Origin of the sequence: Nocardioides sp. Root190, from assembly GCF_001428565.1 — a bacterium.
Classification (GTDB): Bacteria; Actinomycetota; Actinomycetes; order Propionibacteriales; family Nocardioidaceae; genus Nocardioides.
Window position 1 is genome coordinate 117,612 of sequence record NZ_LMIA01000013.1, and the last position, 17,085, is coordinate 134,696.

The window sequence follows — 17,085 nt, forward strand, 5'->3', positions numbered from 1 at the left end:
ATGCTCGACAACGTCCCTTGGCAGGCGCTTACCGGCGCTGGTGCCGGATGGGCTCTCGCGGGCTTCGCGGTGTGGGCGATCATCACCGGTCGACTCGTGCCCCGCACCACCCACGAAGAGGTCATCCACGACCGCAACGAGTGGCGTGCGGAGTCGCGGATCAAGGACCAGCAGCTCCTCGAGAAGGACATCCAGCTGCGCCACATGGGCGAGGTCGGGCAGACCGTCAACACGATCATGCGGTCACTCGGGGCCGCAGTGGACCGGGAGGCGTCATGAGGAAGTTCTGGCGTCGGCGACGTGAGCCGACCGAGGGCGAGCAGGCTCGCCAGCAGGCCGAAGTTGAGCTCGAGCGCACCCGCGCCGAGACCCCGCTCTACGTCGCACTCGGCGCGGAGGTTCGCGAGATCCGCGAGCGCAACCACCTGACCGAGCTCTTCCTGAGCCTGCACAACAACCCGAGGAGTCACTGATGGGCGTCATGGAGGTGCTGCTGCCGTCGTCATCGGTGCTGGTGCTCGCGGTGACTGGAGCGTTCCTCCTGGTCTTCGTTCGCGAACCGTGGATCCGGCACCCGTTCGGGCAGTCGGTGCTCGTGCTGACCCTCGGCGTGCTGCTCCTGGCCGGCCTCGGGCTGGCTGTCTACGTCCTCGGGCCCGACTACCCCGGCCGGGAGTACGCCGTACTCACCGGCCGTCTTCTGATCGCGACCGCGATGGCGCAGCGGCTCGTCGTGCTGATCCGCGAGCGACGCAAGGACCGACACAACCAAGGAGATCCCCGATGACTCGACAGGCCCGCTCGCTCGACGTCGCACTCGCTGAGATCAACGCCGCCGCCCCACGACGCTCCAAGGCCTCGGATGGCGGCATCGGGGACCCGGACCACGCCTCCCGCGACTCCGACCACAACCCCAACGCTGCAGGCGTCTGGCGGGCTCGCGACTTCACCCACGATCCTGCAGGCGGCTTCGACGCCGGCGAGTTCGCAGCCTTCGTCGCGTCCAAGCTCGGCAAGCACCCCGCGCTCGGCTCCGGCGCCTACGTCATCTTCAACCGCCGGATCATCTCCACCGACCGGCTTCGCGAGGGCTGGCGGTATTACGGCGGCGTCAACGCTCACAAGCAGCACGTCCACGTCTCGGTGGCCACCCGGGCCGCCGGCTACGACTCGACCGCCCCCTGGGGCTGGGAGGTACCCGTGAAGGTCCCGACGTACAAGCCCCTTGCCGCGGCCGACGCCGTGTTCTGGAACATGAACAACGGCGCCCGCCCCGGGGTGCGCAACGCGCTTGAGGCAATCAACAAGTCCGGTGCTCGCGTCATCGCCCTCAACGAGTGCTCCGGCCACTGGTCCGTGCTCCGCGACTTCGCCAAGGACCGCGGCTTCTCGGTCATCACCGGCAAGGGCGAGCTCGGCACCGCCTCCGCGATCCTCGCCCGTCACCGTTCTGGCCACGTCTCGAGCGGCGTGCTGACCGTCCGCGTCCCGTGGAAGGGGCCGCAGGGCAAGACCATCGACGGTCGCACCCTGCTCTACGAGAAGGCCGTCTTCGAGGACCGTCGGATCATGACCGTCGACATGCACCAAGTCTGGGGCCCGAACCGCGACAGCAACGACGAGGCCAAGCGCGCCGTCGTCGAGAACCTGCGCCGCTGGGCCGATAAGAACCCGACCTGGGACCTGTACATCGGCCCGGACCACAACGAGTCCCGCACCTCGAAGGCGCCGTTCTCCCCGCTCGGCACCGCGAACGCGATCGGTGGCCGGATCCTCGCCGGCGGCGACGGCCCGGACTACATCATCTACCGGCCGGCGATCGTCACCCCCGACGGCGCACGACCGGCCGTCCCCCGCGTCGTCGCTGGCCCGGACTTCGACTCCGACCACCACGCCCTGCGCGTCAACTACTGAGCCCGTGGGCGACGCACGGTTCGACCAAGTCGGCTGCCTGCCGACGCTGTTCGGGTTGCGCCTCGCCCTCACCTGCTTTGCCCTCGCCCGCTACCTCAAGGAGTAACCGTGAAGTATCTGAAGTACGTCGCCAAGGCCACCACGGCCGCCGCCATCGCCGGTGTTGGCGGGGTCGCCGTCGGGTACGCCGACGACTCCCTGACCCGTGGCGAGCTGTGGGCCGCGATCGCTGCGGCCGTGGTCGCCGGCGGCGGGGTGTTCGGCGTCCGTAACGGCGACCGCCCCTAGCCCGATCCAGCCCTACGAGTCGAGGTCGCCGAGGTAGAGAGCTGCGGCCCCGGGGGCCTCCGCCAGTTCAGCGAGTGTTGTTAGGACTGTCCAGGCAGGCTCGCCAGCCAGCTGAACATTCAGCACGCCGGTCTCATCGACGGGCACCTCTGCGGACCAGGTCATGATGCAAGCGCCCCCGGTCGCTCCTCGCTTCCACCCCCAGGTGCTGTCCATCTGACCAAGGGCGACCGCCTCGCCAGTGCTGTCGGTGATCAGCACCTCCGCTTGGCTGCCGAGCCCCTCTGCGTCGCCCACGCCGTAGCACTCTGAGCCGTCGCACTCCGGCTCACCGTCACACCGGTTCCACTCCGAGTTAGGGATGGTCTCGAACGCCGTGTTGGTGTAGATACTGATGTTCCCGGCTATGGCTTGGGTTGGCACGTCCGGCAGGTCAGTCGGTTCGAAGACCTCGGGCCTAGCGTCAGGCTCGTCGCCGTCTTGCACCGCCGTGGCGATGAGCACAGCGGCGATCGCCACAACACCCAACGCGATCACGGAGAGAAGCACGATCATGGCCCGGGACGACTTCATGGCGGGCAGCCTACGACGTCAGCGCCGGGCGCACCTGCTCCATCGTCAACCACTGCGTGACTGCGCGGTTGTCGACCTCGACCCAGTAGTTCACGAGGAACTCCCGACCCGTCTCGCCGTCACGCCAGGACAGCAGCAGCCCTGGGTGGTCAACGACCGCGAACGGCGGCCGCACCCACACGTGCCTGATCAGCCCTGTCACTAGCTACTCGGACCCACCGAACTGGCGGAGCACCTCCCGCGCATCGGGGTCTGCCAGCGCCTCGAAGTAGGCGGTCTCGCGCCGCAGCTGTAGCTCGGCCAGTCCGCGGTCGGGCACCTTGCTGAGCAGCGTTCGCTCCAACATCGTGGTGAGGGGTTCTCCGATCGCTCGCCGGAAGTTGAAGCCCACCAGCTGGAGGATCGTCATCGTCTCCTTGGTCACCAGGCCCTTGACGATATCCACCATCTCGGCGGACTTCTCGTCGTCAGCGAGCACGGCGAACTGCTCCACCAGGGGCATGAGCTTCGTCGTGATATAGGTCAGGTCGCCGTCTGAAATCTGCTGGGCGACCAACTCCTGCTCGAAGCCTTGGGCGATCGCGATGAGCTCGTTCTTGTCTGCGATCAGGTCGTTCACGAGCTCGACCAGCTCGTTCATGACGTCTTGGTCGAGCTTCCTCGCACGCATCGCCGTAATCTTGCTGAACACCGCACCGGCCGCGTTCTTCGCGACGGCCTGAGCCAGTTGCGTTGCAAGCTGGGTCAACTCCGGAGACATCATCGGCCGCCACCCCACTCCTCGAGCACCTTGTAGACCGTCGGTCGGCTCAGTCCGGTCAGCTCTGCGATCTGGGAGATCGGCACGACGTCGGCGAATGCGCGGATGCTGACCTGCAGTCGCTGCATCGCCAACTGCCGCTCACCCTCGGCCTTCGCGAAGCCAGCTCCGATCTGCTGCAGGAGCTGCCTCGCCTCCTCCGGCGTGTAGTCGTCGCTCATGCCCGTGCCGCCTGTCCAACGGCCACGCAGCCAAGCACGGCCCACGCGGCCCAGGTCCACCACGGCAGCCCCGGTCCAGCCTGCAACGCCGCTAGGACGACGCCCGTCACGGCCGTTGCCAGCACGCTCGGGTGGGTCAGTTTCTCAGTCATGTCTTGCTCCTCTCTTGTGCGAAGATGGGGGTTGAGGCCCGGGGAACTATCTCTTCCCCGGGCCTCTCTGGTCAGTCCCGCTTGCGGTTCTGCCAGATGGTGATGCCTTGGAGTATCACTCCGACGGCAGCGATTGCTATCGCAATCTGGGAATCTGTCATCCCTTTCCCCCTCTCTTCTCTTGTGTAAAAGAGTTTACACTTTTCCGATAGGGGTGTCAACGACTTTACACGAGAAAATTCAGGGGCTCGTGCTGAGTCGGTGTGTCGAACGCCGCTGCCGACGGGCGGCGCGTTGCCGCTGCAGGCGCCTCACCAGCATCGGCTGGTATGCCAGCGCCTCCGGCTTCTCGATCAGCACGTTGAGCCGCTGGTAGTACCTGGTCGACGACATACCGAGCTCGACGAAGATCGCGCCTTCCTTCGCGCCGGCGTACTTCCACCAGCCGCGGTTCTCGAAGTCGAGGATGGCCTTCTCGATGTCGGTGAGTTCACCCATGCCGCGGACGCTACGGAGGGGGTCCGACACTGGTGCGATGACCACCGAACCCCGGCTGAGCCCATCCGAGTACGGCGCCCTGCTCGCTGCGGAGGCGCCACCCCTCCCGCCTGACCAAGTCGAGCGAGCAGCCCGCATCTTGGCGTCAGTCTCCGCGGCCGACGGTCCGGAGACGCCGTAGGACGTAGGCCTCGACGTCCTCCTGCGGCAGCCGCGTCTTGGAGCGCCCAGCGATCCCGATGTCAACGACACGGAACTCCCCGGCGGCGACCAGGTTGTAGACGTGGCCTCGGGAGCAGGACAGCATGTCGGCGGCCTCGGTGATCGACAGGAGTTTCACGGTTCTACTGTCCGGTTACTGTCCGATCCGGTCCAACTGGAGGCACCTAGCATCCACCCGTGGCACCCCAAGAACCCGCAGGTCAGCGCCGGTATTCACCAGCCCCAACCCCTAGCCACCCACGCGAGGACTGTTCGAGCTGTATTACGACATCTAGTCGGGCCGCCTTCTGCGGTCGTGAAGCAACCACGAACGACCGCAAGAAACAGCCTCTGACCTGCACAAACGCCGCCGGGCGACCTTCTGGTCGCTCGGCGGCGTTTGCCATTGTTAGCCGCTCGCTTGTTACATTTTTGGTACATTTTTGGCTTCCCCGGCGCGGGCATGTCCGCCGCTGGCCGGCCCAGACGCCGTGGCTCAGATCCGGCCGCAGGCGACCGATGCCGTTCCGCGCCGTGTGTGCAATCCACCATGGGGCCCGACTTGGGTCGGTCCCGCCACCCAACGCCGAGGCCACAAGATCCAGCGTGGCCGTGATCGCTCCCGGTGCGTTCGCCGACTTTGGTGTCCAGAGGCCCAGCGGCCGTCGGCACCACGAGGAGGGGCTGAACCATGGCGAGCGAATCCAACACACCGACAGCCGTCACGCGCGCCTTCGGGCCACGACGGCGGTCCACGACAACCGCCACCCCGAGGCTGGTCGACGCGCAAGAACTGTGGGACATCGACGACGTCGCGGCCTATCTCGGCGTGACCAAGCAGACCATCTATTCCTGGCGTACCTCAGGCTACGGGCCAGCGGGATTCCGGGTCGGCAAGCATCTGCGTTGGCGGGCGGCAACGGTCATCACCTGGACAGTGAGGCTCGAGGAAGCGCAGTGAACCGCTGCAGCCCCGTGTCGCAACGGCTGGACTTCTCCCCCACCATCCCCATGATTCGGCCCCTGGCCGGCGTGACCCAAGCAACAACCGCGGCAAGCGACGCCCCACATGGCTAGCGTCGGCGCCGGCACGCCTGCCGCGGACGGAAGCCCTCGCTACGTCGTCAACTATCGCGACCCCGAAGGTCGGCAGCGGCGCAAAACCTTTCGACGTAAAGCCGAGGCGGTCGCCTTTCGTAGCACCGTCGAGGCAGACAAGCTGCGCGGCACCTACCTCGATGTCGACGCTGGGCGGATCACGTTCCGTGCCTACGCAGACGAGTGGCTCGCAAGTCGCACCTTCAGCCTGCTCAGCTACGAAGCAACCGAGATACGGCTCCGGCTCCACGTCAGCCCAGTCATCGGAGACCTGCAGCTGCGCCAGATCAAACCGTCCACCATCCAGAAGTGGCTTCGCTCCATGGAGCTTGCCGAGACCACTCGCCGAGTCATCTTCTCCAACGTGTCCGCAATCTTCTCCGCAGCCGTGGACGATGACCTCATCGCCAAGAACCCGTGCAAGGCCAGCTCCGTCACACGGCCCGGCACCTCGCGACGCAAAGTTGTGCCCTGGTCTGCCGAGTGGGTCGCCGCCATGCATGACGCCCTTCCCGCGAAGTACCGGATCGCGGTCACACTTGGATCCGGCCTTGGCCTACGCCAGGGCGAGATCTTCGGGCTCGCCGTTGAGGATGTCGACTTCCTGCGCGGTGTGGTCGAGGTGCGACGCCAGGTCCAGGTCCACTACGGCAACAAGCTGGCTTTCAGTCGCCCCAAGGGCACCAAGACCAGAACAGTCCCACTTCCCGAAAGCGTCGCAGCGGAGCTCAGCAGCCACATCGCGACCTTCCCGCCCCGACGTGTCAGCCTCCCGCAGGAAGTGCCCAGATCCGAAACGGGCGTGTCTGCCAACCTCCTGTTGACCACGCGGGAGAGAGGGGCCCTCAACCGGAACTACTTCAACACACGCGTCTGGAGACTGGGGCAAGCCAAGGTTGGAATCGAACAGTCACGCGACAACGGCATGCACGCATTACGGCACTGGTACGCGTCCGTCCTCCTCGATGCCGGTGAATCCATCCGTGCCGTCTCGGAGTATTTGGGACACAGTGATCCCGGTTTCACTCTCCGTACGTACACCCACCTCATGCCTACGAGTGCCGACCGAACACGCGTCGCGGTCGACGCTGCCTTCGCCCGTGGCCGCGACGCAGAGGCGATCCCCACGACAGGTGCGGACTCGGACGTGCGGCGAACTCAATGAAGGGCCGACACAGGACCGCCGGCTGGCCGCTGTGTTCTGGCCCAGGATTTGAATCTGCGACCCCCTGAGCCACCGCACCCAAGAAGCTCAAGCGCCCTGACTTTGCTGCGTCATGAGCATTCGCGCTCTGACCTGCGCAAACACTCGAGCCGACGGCCCGTCGGGGCACTAGCCCTTTGCGCGGACATGACCTCAAAAGGCCCTTTTGGCTGGGGTTTTCGGTACATAAACGTGACACGACTCAAATCGACGACCGACGAGCCGGGCATCACGACGATCAGCCAGAAGCTCGCTCCGACACGGCCAGCCACTCGTTGCTGTTCCACCGATTCGATGACGCGATGCTGCTTGCAACCACGACCCCAAGACGTGGAATCGCGTCGATCCACAGATGCTGAGTGTCGGACAGACACGACATCAACGGCGAGGCGAGCAGCGCGGCACTTCCGATCGCCTTCAGCAGCACGCGCCGGATCCGAGGCAGTCCGAGCGCTGTCACGGACTCGATCGCAAGCTCCGTGGAGCGGTCGTCACGTGGGCCTTCGGTGAGCGCGGTGAAACTGGGATGTGCATCATCGCGAACGTCCACTTCTCGCTCGGCGAGCACGTCCGACTTTCGCACTCGCATGGCTCGCAGACTCGAGTCCGACGCCGGGGAAGAAACGACCGACACTGTGCAGATAGTGCTCATACATCGCGCCGTGCTGGCGCCGCAGATAGGGCTCCTCGACCACACGCACCTGCAGTTGGATCGCCACGAGAAGGAGTGCCCAGCCGACCACCGCAAGGGCGTTGGGAACGGCGAGCGCGATACCACCTCCGGTCAATAGCGTGGTGGTAAAGAAGGGGTTGCGGACGACAGCGAAGGGGCCGCGAGCGACGAACTCAGTGCACTCGGACTCCTCCACCCCAACCCGCCAGCTCTGGCCCATGGCAACTTGAGTGACCAGAACGCCGGCGATGCCTCCGACGGCGATCGCAATGCCGACGGCCTGGACTCCAACGTGGTCGAGCAATGGAAGTACCGGCAGACCGGCGATACCGGCGAGAGGCCCGAATATACCGACCAGGAGCGCTGCCGCGAAGAGCACGCCAGCCCACCACTCGGCCGAGCCAGGCGTACCGGTGAGTCCGCGGAAGCCACTGTCACCCGTGTGCCAGACGTGCACCGCGGTGCGGATCACGAATCCGATCAGGAAATAGGTGCAGAACAACACCAGCGCGACCCAGGCCATGGCGATCACTGGCTCTCTTCGAATGCGCGGCAACCGCCGGCGATGAAGCGATCCCTGGCTGGCGCGTCGCATTGAGCGCCACCCGCGGCCGTGGGAGCGCAGCCTTCGCCGCGCCGCGCCTGCAGCTTCTCGAATACGGCAGGGATGGCGATGCCCACGATGGGGTGTGTCAGGGTGACCAGCGAGGCGCGACCGGTCGCCTGCGAGGCCACGAGCCCGCGATCACGAAGGCACCCGAGGTGCTTCGATCCTGTCGGTGCGCCGGATGTGTAACGAGGTCCGAAACGCCGTCGCTCCCCTAGCGACAGGATGACCGCCCGAGAGGTGTCTCTCAGTCCCTGGAACAACGACGAAGCCGCTCGCAACACGGCGGATTCGTCGACCTCCAGGAGGGAAACGGTAACCGGCCCCATGATCGTCATTTAGCGATGATAGCGTCATTTGGCGTGCCTTGTCGACAGCCAGGGGTGGATCTACGCGTTGGCGGGTGGGGCGTACATGATGATCGCTACCCCGACCAGGCAGATGACCGCGCCGGCGATGTCGTAGCGGTCGGGCCGGAACCCATCGAGCGCCATTCCCCAGGCCAGGGAGCCGGCGACGAAGACTCCTCCGTAAGCGGCGAGGATGCGACCGAAGTTGGGGTCGGACTGCAGGGTCGCGACGAATCCGTAGAGGCCGAGGGCAATGATGCCGGCTCCGATCCAGGCGATGCCGCGGTGTTCCCGGACACCTTGCCAGACCAACCAGGCCCCACCGATCTCGGCCACGGCCGCGAGCAGGAACAGTCCGACGCTTCGGACGATTTCCATGGTCGGCACCCTTTTCCAGACGGCTCTGAGTCATCGCGCTGGCGGCGCGTGACGCGCGTCGCGCGGTGATCATGCGCGGCGATCGCCAAAGTGACGCCCTAGGTACAGGATGCAACCTCTGAGTTGGTGCGCGCCGTCAGGGCAGCCGCTGGTCCAGTTGTCGAAGGAGGCGGCCGATCAGCGGCCAGTCGTGGATGCCAAGTCGGATGACCTGTGCTCTGACGACCCGCAGGGCCTGCCTGCCGTGCACGCCGATTCCGGCGCGACCGGCATCGGCCTGCTCCACCGCACGGCGATGGGTCCATCGGGCGCAGTCGAAGCACAGCCCGACTTCCGGGTGTGCCCCGAGGCGGACGAGGGTCGATTCATCGAAGGTCGCGCCGCAGCACCAGCAAGCGAGGCCGTGCCCCGCATCGCGACTGTTCGTCGTACTCACTCCCCGATTTTCCCTCACCGCGCAAGACGTGCCGGCCACTGCAGGGCTATGACGCACCAGACACCTCGCCGTGGAACGGTGCAGCGCAAGGTGCGTCGGTGGGGGGTGGCTGGTGGTTGACGACGGGCCACATTCGGAGCCGCCCTTGGCGAGCCAACGCCCAGGGTGACGTGCGCCTCACTCCCTTGTGGCTCAAAGCCGCCGCACCTAGATTCCGCACTGAGTCAGTCTCACCTCCTCAGGGAGGTGTAGGGAATCCGGTGAGAATCCGGAACTGTCGCGCAGCGGTGAGGGCGACGAACGAAGCAACACAGCCACTGGATCTTCGGGTCTGGGAAGGCGCTCCGTTCGCTTGACCCCGAGTCCGAAAACCTGCTGGCTCGCTGTGTCCACAGCGCTTCGCGATCTGAGCGCCTGACTCCCCTAGGTGTTGCCTTGCATGAAGTTGATGCCGTCGTTCGTCGGCAGAACTCGCGACGGCTCAGCATGCCCGTGCTCGTGACGGTCCTGCTGCCGCTCACCGGTCTGACGGTCGTCCTCGCCACTGGCTTCGGCGCCGAGCCACTGCCGGTCCACGTCGTGGTCGACGCGCTGAGGGGCCGATTCGGCGGGGCGCCCGTCGACACGGCGTACGACACGATCGTCTGGGACATCCGGTTGCCCCGCACCCTGCTCGGACTAGTCGTCGGGGCCGGTCTGGCGGTCGCGGGTGCGGCGGTCCAGACGTTGGTCCGCAACCCGCTCGCCGACCCCTACCTCCTCGGGGTCTCCTCAGGCGCGAGTGTCGGGGCCACTGCAGTGATCACGCTCGGGGTGCTGTCCAGCGCCGGTCTGTGGGCACTGTCTCTCGGAGCCCTCACGGGTGCGCTGCTTGCGTCCGTGCTGGTCTTTGGGATCGCCATGCTCCAAGGCGGGCTCACTCCGCTCCGGCTCGTGCTGACCGGGACCGTGCTGTCGGCGGCGTTCTCCTCGGTTGCCAGCTTCCTGGTCTTCAAGAGCGCCGAGCCCCAGGCCGCTCAGTCGGTGCTGTTCTGGCTGCTGGGCTCGCTGTCCGGGGCAACCTGGGAGATGCTGTGGCTACCGACCGCGACACTCGCGACTTCCTTCGTACTGCTCATGGCGGCCAGTGGCTGGCTGGACGCGCTCGCGGTCGGTCCGGACACGGCAGCAGCCCTTGGCGTCCCCGTCCCGGCGCTACGGACCGGACTCTTCGTGCTCACCGCGGTACTGGTCGGGGTACTCGTCGCCGTGGCCGGTGGCATCGGGTTCGTGGGCCTGGTACTGCCCCACCTTTCGCGGCTGTTGGTCGGTCCCCGCCACCGGGCTTCGCTCCCGGTAGCAGCGCTCGCCGGCGGCATCTTCCTGGTCTGGGTGGACGTCGCAGCGCGCATCGCCGTACGCCCGACGGAGATCCCGTTGAGCGTGGTGACCGGCCTGATCGGGGCACCAGTCTTCCTCATCCTCCTGGGCCGCCGCACGTATCGCTTCGGAGGCGAATCGTGACGATCACTGAATCGCGGGTAGCCACGACGTCCGTACTCGCTGCATCCGGACTCGCCTGTAACGCAGGCAAGCGCACCGTCTTGTCCGATATCGACTTCGACGTCCGGGCCGGCGAGGTGCTCGGACTCATCGGATCCAACGGCACCGGCAAGTCCACGCTCCTGCGGGTGCTCGCCGGAGTCCGCCCTGCGGCCGCGGGCCAGGTCTTGCTCAAGGGCCGTCCCCTGTCCTCGGTGAGCTCGCGCGAGCGAGCCCGTCAGATCGCCTTCGTGGCGCAGGAGGAGGCGGCACCGTCGGACCTGCTCGTCTCGGAGATGGTCGCGCTCGGCCGGGTGCCGCACGCCCGCGCCTGGGGCGGGATCGACGAGGCGTCGAGACTGGCCGTGGCCAACGCATTGCGACTGGTCGACCTCGAGTACGCCGTGCAACAGTCCATGGACCGCCTGTCCGGAGGTGAGCGTCGACGCGCCCTTCTCGCCCGTGGGCTTGCCCAGGAGGCGCCGGTCCTGCTGCTCGACGAGCCGACCAATCATCTCGACATCAAGCACCAACTCGCTTTGATGCGACTGGTCCGGCGTCTGTGCCAGACCTTGGACCGGACCGTCGTCGTCGCCCTGCACGACCTCGATCTCGCAGCTACCTTCTGCGACCGGATCGCGGTCCTGCACGACGGCGGCCTCTTCGCTCTCGGATCACCTGACGAGGTTCTCACCCCCTCGGTCCTCCATGACGCGTTCGGCGTCCTGGCCACCCGCGTGAGGCACCCCCTCACCGGCCGGACCCACCTGTTGTTCAGTCACGATGAAAGAGAGATCCACCCATGAAGACTCCGAACAAAATACGGCGTGCTCGCCATCGCAGTGGTCCTCGGCCTCTCCGGTTGTGGCGCAGCGACGACAGCTGGTCCGCAGGCCGACGGCACGGTGTCCATCACGAACTGCGGCGAGAAGGTCGAGTTCCCGGCGCCGGCGCAGAAGCTCTTCGTCAACGACAGCAACCTGATCTCGATGGTGCTGGCCCTTGGGGCCGAGGACCAGGTCGCCGCGGTGTCCAGCATCGGCCGCGACGAGAAGGTGCTCACCGAGCACTACGGCGACGCGGTCGCGGGTTTGAACCAGGTCTCCAACGACTACCCGGGTCTGGAGACGGTGATCGCCGCGAAGCCCGACGTGATGGTTGCGGGCTGGAACTACGGCTACGACGAGACCAAGCAACTCACCCCGAACTCCCTTGGCCAGCGTGACATCGCGGCCTACATCCTCACCGAGTCCTGCCGCCAGGAAGGCAGCGACGCCCGCGGCATCGTCGACCCGTGGACCGCGCTTCGTGACGACATGACCAACCTCGGCGCGATCACCGGACGAACCGATGAGGCGGCCGCGGTCGTGGCCGACTTCGACGACCGGCTCGCGACGCTGGCCGACGCGCCGAAGGCGAAGACGCCTCCCGTGCTCTTCGTCTTCGACAGTGGCGAGAAGGCCGTCTTCACCAGCGGCGCGTTCGGGGCGCCGCAGGCGATCCTCGAGGCCGGCGGCGGAAACAACGCGATGGTCGACCTGAAGGACACCTGGACCGAGGTCTCCTGGGAGTCGCTCGCGGCCTCAAAGCCTGACGCGTTCGTTTTCGTCGACTACCCGGGCCAGACCTTCGCGCAGAAGGTCGCCGTCCTCAAGGCCAACCCGGCCACCCGCGACCTGCCCGCGGTCAAGGAGGACCGGTTCCTCAACCTCCCCTACGCGATGTGGACCAGCGGGCCGCTCAACATCGACGCCGCCGAGGAAGTGCGCGCCACCCTCGAGAAGTGGGGCATGGTGCCAACCAGGTGACCGCGCCGAGACCCGGCGTCCCGCCCTTCAACAACCGCCAGGTCAGATCGGCGTCTGCCAATTCGCGACAATGCCCTGCAGCCGAGTCATGAGCTCCAGCCACAGTCCGCTCACCTGCAGAGCACCAAGAGCAACCATCGCCAGCCCGCCGACCAAAGCAATGCGGGCCGCGTTACGCCTGGCCCACTGCAACCGATGCACGACGCGAGAGATGGAGAAGGCGGCCACGATGAACGGAATGCCGAGGCCAACGCTGTAGGCGAACGACAGTAGGGCGCCTCGCTCGGCACCGGCCGTAGACGTGGCAAGCGTCAGCACTGCGGCCAGGGTTGGGCCGATGCACGGGGTCCAGCCCAGGCCGAACATCACTCCCAACATCGGAGCGCCAGCCAGACCTACCTTCGGTTGATACCGAAGGCGAAGTGTCCGGTTGAGCATGGGAATGCGCCAGAGCAGTCCGCTGAACACCAACCCGAATGCGATGGTCGCTACACCAAGGACCCGCACAAGCGCAGCCTGATGGTCGATGAGTAACGCTCCGAGTGCGCCGAATGCAATGCCGTAACTGGTGAAGACCGCAGCGAACCCGGCGACAAAAAGCACCGCGCCCAGCACCGCTGGACCGGTGCGTGCAGGCGCCCGCGCCCCTGGCCCCGCACCTGGTCCATCACTCGTGCCAATCCCGTCAGCGCCCGAGATCCCCGTGACGTAGGCAAGGTAACCCGGCACGAGCGGGAGGCTGCAGGGCGAAAGGAAGGAAACCAGCCCGGCAGCGATCGCCAAGGCGATCGCCACGACAAGTGGCCCATCCATCACAATGTCGTTCAAAGCCATGGTTCGATACCAACTCGCGTCGTTGCTCGCCTCGACACCGCGGGCGAACCGCGACGCACCTACTATCGTCCTTAGGATACAACGACGGACCGGGCGCATTGTCGAAAGGGGAGGGTCGCATGAAGGGTCTCGGGGAGCTCGAGGCACAGGTCATGGGAGTGCTGTGGTCTGCCGACGGCGCCCTGTCGGTACGTCAAGTCCTGGAGACACTCCCCCAGGACCGCCATCGCGCCTACACGACAGTGATGACCGTTCTGGACAATCTGCACCGCAAGGAGTTTGTACGGCGCGAGCGGGTCGGGCGAGCATGGCACTACCTGCCCGTGCAATCGCGGGATCTGCACGTAGCCGGCCTGATGACTGACGCACTCGACACCGGCGCGGATCGATCCGCAGCGCTGTTGCACTTCGTCGAACAGTTGCCTGCTGACGAGTTGGCTCAACTCAAGGCATTGCTGGACTCACCCGGAATGGACTAACACGGTCGACTTGACCTAGGCCCGCCCGGTAGCGCTATCATCGCTGCATGGCGATATATGTTCAGGGCCTCGGCTCCTCGGCTGATGTTGACGTCGACGAGCAGGCAGCGGCCGCCGCGGCGTCGTGCCTGTTCCGAGCGATGGGCGATCCGTCGCGAGTGGCGATCTTGCGACACCTGCTCCTGGGCGAGCACAACGTGGGTGAGTTGACCACTCACCTCGGCCTGGCGCAATCGACTGTGTCCAAACACCTCGCCTGCCTCCGCGACTGCGACTTGGTGGCTTCGCGCCCAGTTGGTCGGGCCTCGGTATTCAGCCTGACTCATCCCGGTGCTGTGTTGAAGGTCTTCGCTGCAGCTGAAGAACTGCTGTCTGCGACCGGCGATGCGGTCATGCTTTGCCCCAGCACCGGCGTGGGATCAACGCGATGACGGCGAGCACCGCATGGGCGCCGGTCACCTTGCAACGACGGAACCAGTTGATGCGTCAGGCGCAGTTCCTGGCCGGTGCGTCCGTGCTCTACAACCTGGTTGAATCCGTCATTGCGATCACTGCCGGCCTGATTGCCGGTTCAGTAGCACTGGTCGGCTTCGGTCTGGACTCGATCGTCGAGGTCAGCAGCGGTCTGATCATCCTGTGGCAGTTCCGCCACCGATTGCCTGAGTCTCGGGAGCGGCAAGCGCTGCGGCTGATGGCCTTGTCGTTCTTTGCTCTTGCCGGATACGTGACCTTCGAATCCGTGCGGGCCCTCTTGGGTGGGCACCAGCCCGAGCAGTCGGCAGTCGGGATGGGCCTGGCAGCGGTGTCGCTGGCCATCATGCCTTTTCTGTCCTGGGCGCAGCGGCGCACAGGTCGTGAGCTGGGATCGGGTGCAGTTGTTGCAGATTCCACCCAAACCCTGTTGTGCACCTACCTCTCGACGGTTTTGCTGGCGGGCCTCGTGTTGAACGCAACGCTCGGCTGGTCCTGGGCAGATCCAGTGGCGGGCCTGGTCATTGCCGCGGTGGCGCTCCGCGAGGGAATCGAGGCCTGGCGCGGAAACGGCTGCGCTTGCGGCCCGGTTGCTGTCACTGAAGTTTCGACATCGACGCCGGCCACGTCAGGCGAATCGGCAGAGGAATGCGGGTCCGCCTGCTGCCCCCCACTCTCCCCCACACCATCGAACGACGACCGGAGCGGACACTGATGGGCACTGGACACGGACACGGACACGGACACGCCGGCGGTCGTCACAGGTGGCGTCTGGCAGTAGCGTTCGGCTTGGTCGCGTCGTTCTTCGGCGTCGAGCTGGCGGTCGGATTGTGGTCGGGATCGCTGGCTTTGCTCTCAGACGCTGGCCACATGGCTGCCGACGTCGTCGCCCTGGGAGCGGCCTTGGCAGCGACCCGCATCGCAACGATGAAGGACCGCACCGGCCGCAAGACCTTCGGCTCGTACCGTGCCGAGGTCTTCGCTTCCGGACTCACCGTGTTGTTGATGCTCGGTGCAGGCGTGTACGTCACCATTGAGAGCATCAACCGCATCGGCGAGCCTGTCGAACTCGACACGGGCGCGGTGATGCTGGTCGGCGTCATTGGGCTTCTTATCAACCTCGCGGCGCTCCTCCTTCTTCGCGGCGGCGCTGGAGACAGTCTCAACGTCAAGGGCGCCTACCTCGAGGTCATGGCCGACACGCTTGGCTCGGTCGGCGTCATTGCGGCGGGCGTCATGGTGGCGCTCACCAACAACGGCTGGTGGGACACCGTCATCGCCTTGGCCATCGCGATCTTCGTCGTTGTTCGCGCATGCATCCTCGGTCGCGAGGTGCTGGCCGTACTCGGCCAGCACGCCCCCGCCGGGATGGAGCCTGCTGGAGTCGAGAAGGTCCTCGCCGCACTCGAGGGCGTCGCCGAGGTCCACGATCTCCACCTCTGGACACTGACCTCGGGAATGAACGTGGCAACCGCCCATCTCGTCGCGGTTGCCGGCGCCGATTCCACGATCGTCCTGGCGCAAGCGCAGGCCGCATTGCGCGCTCAGTTCGGCGTGGAGCATGCCACCCTGCAGGTCGAGTCGGACGCCAGCGCATGCAACGAGTTGTCATGGTGACCTCGGGGCATGTGCGACGACGGCGGTTGTTCCGATGATCGCTGCCTTCGCGCTGTTGGCCTTCGCCGCCATCGTGCGAACCGTGGCCCTGCGCGTCCTTCCCGGTGCCGACTGGACCCGTCAGGCGCCGCGGCTCGGCGTCATTGCGTGGCAAACCGTCAGTGTTGTCGTACCCGCCTCGATCGTCATGGCTGGCGTTGCGCTTGCGGTTCCCAGCCTGCCGAAGGCATCGGGCGATCTCGCCGGGCTACTGGGCGCATGTGAGTTCATGTTGCGAGAGCACTACAAGACTCCCGGAGGCGTGGTCATCGGCATCGCCGGCCTTGTCGGCGCTACGACCCTGTCCGCCCGATTGCTTTCCAGCTTGATCCGCGAGATCTACGCCGTGCGACGCCAACGTGTCCGGCAACGCGATGGGCTGGCGTTGGTCAGCCGCACGGACCTCGTACTTGGCGCATGGGTGATCGAGGACGATCGACCAGCTGTGTTCTGTATCCCAGGACGTCAGGCCAAGGTGGTCATCACCAGCGGCGCTGTGTCAATCCTCACCCCCCAGCAGCGAGGTCTTGCGCTTGCCCACGAGCGCGCGCACCTGTCTGGACGCCACCACCTGCCACTGACCTTCGCGGCAGCCATGCGCCGAGCGGTCCCGTGGAGCCGCCTGTTCGGTGTGGCTGAGGAGGAGACCGCGGCGCTGGTCGAGATGCACGCCGACGACCGTGCCGCGGGCCTGGAGGAGCGACCTCACCTGGCGGCCGCGTTGGTCAAACTTGCCCAGGGGCCGCGCCTCGCCGGAACCCTAGCTGCAAACGGCGGACCCGCCGTCCAACGCGTTCGCCGGCTCCTTACTGTCGCCCCTCGCATCTCCACCGGGCAACGGTGGGGTGTTCAAGTTGGCTTTGTCGCGCTTGCCCTCGCGCCCGCGTTCCTTGCCGCTGCACCAGCTCTGGAATCGGTGCTCCTCGACTACTGCACGGTCAGTCTGCACGCGGCCTGACTGAG

Annotated in this window: 27 protein-coding genes and 1 riboswitch; of the genes, 15 read left to right on the plus strand and 12 right to left on the minus strand. The window is 66.1% G+C overall.

Annotation, left to right across the window (positions count from 1 at the left end; all coding sequences use genetic code 11):
* From ASE01_RS21130 to ASE01_RS21150, 5 genes are all read left to right on the plus strand, one after another.
* Positions 1–279 (plus strand): hypothetical protein, encoded by a 279-nt coding sequence (locus ASE01_RS21130; RefSeq protein WP_056757359.1) that lies wholly within the window; start codon positions 1–3, stop codon positions 277–279.
* Complete coding sequence (locus ASE01_RS21135; RefSeq protein WP_056757361.1) at positions 276–473, plus strand: hypothetical protein; 198 nt, start codon at positions 276–278, stop codon at positions 471–473. The genes ASE01_RS21130 and ASE01_RS21135 overlap by 4 nt, the downstream gene beginning before the upstream one ends.
* Positions 473–787 carry a hypothetical protein gene (locus ASE01_RS21140; RefSeq protein ID WP_056757364.1) on the plus strand — a complete coding sequence of 105 codons (315 nt, stop codon included), beginning with the start codon at positions 473–475 and terminating at the stop codon, positions 785–787. Before ASE01_RS21135 ends, ASE01_RS21140 begins: the two co-directional genes overlap by 1 nt.
* Positions 784–1,914 (plus strand): hypothetical protein, encoded by a 1,131-nt coding sequence (locus ASE01_RS21145; RefSeq protein ID WP_056757366.1) that lies wholly within the window; start codon positions 784–786, stop codon positions 1,912–1,914. The genes ASE01_RS21140 and ASE01_RS21145 overlap by 4 nt, the downstream gene beginning before the upstream one ends.
* A gap of 108 nt (positions 1,915–2,022) precedes the next feature.
* Positions 2,023–2,202: a hypothetical protein gene (locus tag ASE01_RS21150; RefSeq protein ID WP_056757369.1), complete on the plus strand. Its 180-nt coding sequence runs from the start codon at positions 2,023–2,025 to the stop codon at positions 2,200–2,202.
* A 12-nt stretch (positions 2,203–2,214) separates the two neighbouring features.
* On the opposite strand, the gene ASE01_RS21155 is transcribed toward ASE01_RS21150, so the two are convergent.
* From ASE01_RS21155 to ASE01_RS21175, 6 genes are all read right to left on the minus strand, one after another.
* Entirely contained in the window at positions 2,215–2,775 is a 561-nt protein-coding gene (locus tag ASE01_RS21155; RefSeq protein WP_056757371.1) for a hypothetical protein, read from the minus strand.
* Between the two features lie 10 nt (positions 2,776–2,785).
* Complete coding sequence (locus tag ASE01_RS24605; protein WP_157537662.1) at positions 2,786–2,950, minus strand: hypothetical protein; 165 nt, start codon at positions 2,948–2,950, stop codon at positions 2,786–2,788.
* Positions 2,951–2,980: 30 nt separating this feature from the next.
* Positions 2,981–3,523 carry a hypothetical protein gene (locus tag ASE01_RS21160; RefSeq protein ID WP_157537663.1) on the minus strand — a complete coding sequence of 181 codons (543 nt, stop codon included), beginning with the start codon at positions 3,521–3,523 and terminating at the stop codon, positions 2,981–2,983.
* Between the two features lie 11 nt (positions 3,524–3,534).
* Complete coding sequence (locus ASE01_RS21165) at positions 3,535–3,756, minus strand: helix-turn-helix domain-containing protein (RefSeq protein ID WP_056757377.1); 222 nt, start codon at positions 3,754–3,756, stop codon at positions 3,535–3,537.
* 392 nt (positions 3,757–4,148) lie between these two features.
* Positions 4,149–4,406, minus strand: coding sequence for a DUF3263 domain-containing protein (locus ASE01_RS21170; RefSeq protein WP_056757381.1), 258 nt, complete (start codon positions 4,404–4,406; stop codon positions 4,149–4,151).
* Positions 4,407–4,551: 145 nt separating this feature from the next.
* Positions 4,552–4,746 (minus strand): helix-turn-helix domain-containing protein, encoded by a 195-nt coding sequence (locus tag ASE01_RS21175; RefSeq protein ID WP_056757383.1) that lies wholly within the window; start codon positions 4,744–4,746, stop codon positions 4,552–4,554.
* A 552-nt stretch (positions 4,747–5,298) separates the two neighbouring features.
* Between ASE01_RS21175 and ASE01_RS21180 the strand changes: the two genes are divergently transcribed.
* Positions 5,299–5,568: a helix-turn-helix transcriptional regulator gene (locus ASE01_RS21180; protein ID WP_082606280.1), complete on the plus strand. Its 270-nt coding sequence runs from the start codon at positions 5,299–5,301 to the stop codon at positions 5,566–5,568.
* A 108-nt stretch (positions 5,569–5,676) separates the two neighbouring features.
* Entirely contained in the window at positions 5,677–6,870 is a 1,194-nt protein-coding gene (locus tag ASE01_RS21185) for a tyrosine-type recombinase/integrase (protein ID WP_056757386.1), read from the plus strand.
* 277 nt (positions 6,871–7,147) lie between these two features.
* Here ASE01_RS21185 and ASE01_RS25325 read toward each other — a convergent pair whose 3' ends face one another.
* The 5 genes from ASE01_RS25325 to ASE01_RS21205 form a co-directional block, all read right to left on the minus strand.
* A complete protein-coding gene (locus ASE01_RS25325) occupies positions 7,148–7,477 on the minus strand; it encodes a hypothetical protein (RefSeq protein ID WP_157537665.1) in 330 nt (109 codons plus the stop codon).
* Entirely contained in the window at positions 7,443–8,105 is a 663-nt protein-coding gene (locus ASE01_RS21190) for a methyltransferase family protein (RefSeq protein WP_082606327.1), read from the minus strand. Before ASE01_RS21190 ends, ASE01_RS25325 begins: the two co-directional genes overlap by 35 nt.
* A 5-nt stretch (positions 8,106–8,110) precedes the next feature.
* The gene (locus ASE01_RS24615; RefSeq protein ID WP_157537667.1) at positions 8,111–8,527 is read right to left on the minus strand and encodes an ArsR family transcriptional regulator; all 417 of its coding nucleotides are present in this window, start codon (positions 8,525–8,527) and stop codon (positions 8,111–8,113) included.
* A gap of 51 nt (positions 8,528–8,578) precedes the next feature.
* Positions 8,579–8,917 (minus strand): YnfA family protein, encoded by a 339-nt coding sequence (locus tag ASE01_RS21200; protein WP_056757392.1) that lies wholly within the window; start codon positions 8,915–8,917, stop codon positions 8,579–8,581.
* A gap of 136 nt (positions 8,918–9,053) precedes the next feature.
* Positions 9,054–9,353, minus strand: a complete 300-nt coding sequence (locus ASE01_RS21205; RefSeq protein ID WP_056757395.1) for a hypothetical protein — start codon at positions 9,351–9,353, stop codon at positions 9,054–9,056.
* Positions 9,354–9,561: 208 nt separating this feature from the next.
* Positions 9,562–9,748: riboswitch (cobalamin riboswitch) on the plus strand.
* 91 nt (positions 9,749–9,839) lie between these two features.
* On the opposite strand from ASE01_RS21205, the gene ASE01_RS21210 reads away from it, so the two are divergent.
* From ASE01_RS21210 to ASE01_RS21220, 3 genes are all read left to right on the plus strand, one after another.
* Positions 9,840–10,856: a FecCD family ABC transporter permease gene (locus tag ASE01_RS21210; protein ID WP_056757396.1), complete on the plus strand. Its 1,017-nt coding sequence runs from the start codon at positions 9,840–9,842 to the stop codon at positions 10,854–10,856.
* A gap of 80 nt (positions 10,857–10,936) precedes the next feature.
* Positions 10,937–11,680 (plus strand): ABC transporter ATP-binding protein, encoded by a 744-nt coding sequence (locus ASE01_RS21215; RefSeq protein WP_235536139.1) that lies wholly within the window; start codon positions 10,937–10,939, stop codon positions 11,678–11,680.
* 21 nt (positions 11,681–11,701) lie between these two features.
* Positions 11,702–12,682: an ABC transporter substrate-binding protein gene (locus tag ASE01_RS21220; protein WP_056757399.1), complete on the plus strand. Its 981-nt coding sequence runs from the start codon at positions 11,702–11,704 to the stop codon at positions 12,680–12,682.
* 42 nt (positions 12,683–12,724) lie between these two features.
* Here ASE01_RS21220 and ASE01_RS21225 read toward each other — a convergent pair whose 3' ends face one another.
* Complete coding sequence (locus tag ASE01_RS21225; RefSeq protein WP_056757404.1) at positions 12,725–13,516, minus strand: cytochrome c biogenesis CcdA family protein; 792 nt, start codon at positions 13,514–13,516, stop codon at positions 12,725–12,727.
* Between the two features lie 119 nt (positions 13,517–13,635).
* Between ASE01_RS21225 and ASE01_RS21230 the strand changes: the two genes are divergently transcribed.
* Genes ASE01_RS21230 through ASE01_RS21250 form a run of 5 tightly spaced genes read left to right on the plus strand, consistent with a single transcriptional unit; the run spans position 13,636 to position 17,080 of the window.
* Entirely contained in the window at positions 13,636–13,995 is a 360-nt protein-coding gene (locus tag ASE01_RS21230) for a BlaI/MecI/CopY family transcriptional regulator (RefSeq protein WP_056757406.1), read from the plus strand.
* 47 nt (positions 13,996–14,042) lie between these two features.
* A complete protein-coding gene (locus ASE01_RS21235; protein ID WP_056757409.1) occupies positions 14,043–14,426 on the plus strand; it encodes an ArsR/SmtB family transcription factor in 384 nt (127 codons plus the stop codon).
* Positions 14,423–15,181: a cation diffusion facilitator family transporter gene (locus ASE01_RS21240; protein ID WP_056757412.1), complete on the plus strand. Its 759-nt coding sequence runs from the start codon at positions 14,423–14,425 to the stop codon at positions 15,179–15,181. The genes ASE01_RS21235 and ASE01_RS21240 overlap by 4 nt, the downstream gene beginning before the upstream one ends.
* On the plus strand, positions 15,181–16,083 hold the full coding sequence (locus ASE01_RS21245) for a cation diffusion facilitator family transporter (protein WP_056757415.1): 903 nt from the start codon (positions 15,181–15,183) through the stop codon (positions 16,081–16,083). The genes ASE01_RS21240 and ASE01_RS21245 overlap by 1 nt, the downstream gene beginning before the upstream one ends.
* A 34-nt stretch (positions 16,084–16,117) precedes the next feature.
* Positions 16,118–17,080, plus strand: coding sequence for a M56 family metallopeptidase (locus ASE01_RS21250; protein ID WP_056757417.1), 963 nt, complete (start codon positions 16,118–16,120; stop codon positions 17,078–17,080).
* Positions 17,081–17,085 lie beyond the last annotated feature (5 nt).